At 48.5% G+C, this 2215-nt stretch carries 1 protein-coding gene; it reads left to right on the top strand.

The window, feature by feature from the left end:
• Positions 1–465 precede the first annotated feature (465 nt).
• On the top strand, positions 466–2043 hold the full coding sequence (serA, locus tag O9324_RS24740) for a phosphoglycerate dehydrogenase (RefSeq protein WP_002769291.1): 1578 nt from the start codon (positions 466–468) through the stop codon (positions 2041–2043).
• Positions 2044–2215 lie beyond the last annotated feature (172 nt).

Raw genomic sequence — 2215 nt, 5'->3', positions numbered from 1 at the left:
GATCCCCCCGCCTATCGGCACCCCCCTTATCAAGGGGGGCGGGGGGGATCGAACCTAAAATCCATTTTTAAGTAGGTAGGTATTAAAAACTTTCAGAGCCCCCCGCCTATCGGCACCCCCCTTATCAAGGGGGGCAGGGGGGATCGAACCTAAAATCCATTTTTAATTTAATTATAATCAGCTACTTATAAATTTTCAAACAGAAGCAATGGCAGCCCTAGAAAAAGCCTTAGAAAAAGAAGCGGAAAACTCAATGCCACCGTGATTAAATTAGCCATATCTCAGTGACAACGGCAAGAGGCTGACATCGACACCATAGACGACAATTAAGAATGACAACCTAAAATCTTTTCGCTAATTTTGCCATAGACTGCACCCTTTGCTTCTAAAATGGGCTATTGCGGCTAGATACCAATATTGGTCTAGCATTTGCCCGTAGACTGAAAAAAGCACGTTATAAAGATTATGGCCAAAGTTCTGGTATCCGATTCGATCGATCCGGTAGGAGTAGAAATTCTGTCACAGGTTGCCCAAGTGGACGTGAAAACAGGACTATCTGCCGAGGAAATCATTCAAATTATCCCCGAATACGACGCGCTGATGCTCCGTTCCAGTACCCGCGTCACCAAAGAAATCGTCGAAGCGGGCAGCAAACTGCAAATTATCGGCCGTGCGGGGGTAGGAGTCGATAATATCGATGTTCCTGCGGCCACTCGTCAGGGTATTATTGTCGTTAACTCTCCCGAAGGTAACACGATCGCCGCTGCCGAACACGCCTTGGCCATGATGTTATCCCTTTCCCGTCATATTCCCGATGCCAATCAGTCGGTAAAAGCGAATAAATGGGAGAGAAATCGCTTTATCGGCACAGAAGTTTATAAAAAGAACCTAGGAGTCGTCGGTTTAGGTAAAATTGGCTCCCACGTCGCCAAAGTGGCTAGATCCCTAGGCATGAAAATTCTCGCCTACGATCCCTTTATTTCCAAAGAACGCGCCGATCAACTCGGTTGCACCTTGGTGGATCTGGAACTACTCTTTGCTGAGTCCGATTTTATCACCCTCCACGTCCCGAAAACTCCCGAAACCCAGCATCTCATCGGTCGGGAAACCCTCGCTAAGATGAAACCCACGGTCCGCATCATTAACTGTTCCAGAGGCGGCATTATCGACGAGTTGGCTTTAATTGAAGCCCTCGAATCCGGTAGAATCGCCGGGGCAGCCTTGGATGTATTTGAACAGGAACCTTTAGGCGAATCTAGATTAAGAGAATTGTCTAACGTCATTCTCACTCCCCACCTAGGCGCATCGACTACGGAAGCACAGGTGGGTGTGGCTGTTGATGTGGCTGAACAAATTCGCGATGTCCTCCTCGGTTTGCCAGCGCGTTCGGCCGTTAATATCCCCGGACTAACTCCCGATGTTATGGAAAAACTGCGCCCTTACCTGCAATTAGCGGAAACTATGGGTAATCTCGTCAGTCAGTTGGCAGGAGGTCGCTGTGACTCGTTAAATGTCCGTTTACAGGGAGAATTGGCCACTAAAGACAGTCAACCTCTGGTGGTGGCGGCAATTAAGGGTTTACTTTCCCAAGCCCTCCGGGAACGGGTAAACTATGTTAATGCGGCGATCGAAGCTAAGGAACGCGGTATCCGGGTAATCGAAACCCGGGATGCTTCCACCCGGGACTATTCGGGATCGATTCATTTGGAAGCTAATGGTTCCATGGGGACCCATTCCGTCACCGGCGCGCTGTTAAGTACTGGAGAAATCCGCATTACTGACCTCGATGAGTTCCCCATTAACGTGCCACCGAGTAATCATATGTTATTCACCCTTCACCAGGATATGCCCGGTATTATCGGCAAAATTGGCGCACTTTTAGGCAGTTTTAATGTCAATATCGCCAGTATGCAGGTAGGACGCAAAATTATTCGCGGTGATGCGGTTATGGCCCTGAGTCTCGATGATCCTCTACCAGAAGGTCTTCTCTCGGAAATTACTAAAGTCCCCGGTATCCGCGATGCTTACACAGTGAAACTCTAGGTTAAATCAGTTATCAGTAATCAGTAAACAGTAAGGGACTTGCGTGGGAATAATATCCCAGCCAGAAAATCGCTCTGTAGAAGAACCAGACCGGCCAGATGGCACATTATCAAAGCGCAAGTCCCTAACATCTCGAAGGCTCTCGCCCTACTTAGGGTGATCAGCAAACCTG

Origin of the sequence: Microcystis sp. LE19-84.1B (genome assembly GCF_027531875.1) — a bacterium.
Classification (GTDB): Bacteria; Cyanobacteriota; Cyanobacteriia; order Cyanobacteriales; family Microcystaceae; genus Microcystis; species Microcystis panniformis.
Note: the sequence above shows the minus strand (reverse complement) of the source record. Positions and strands in the feature narration are given on the sequence as shown.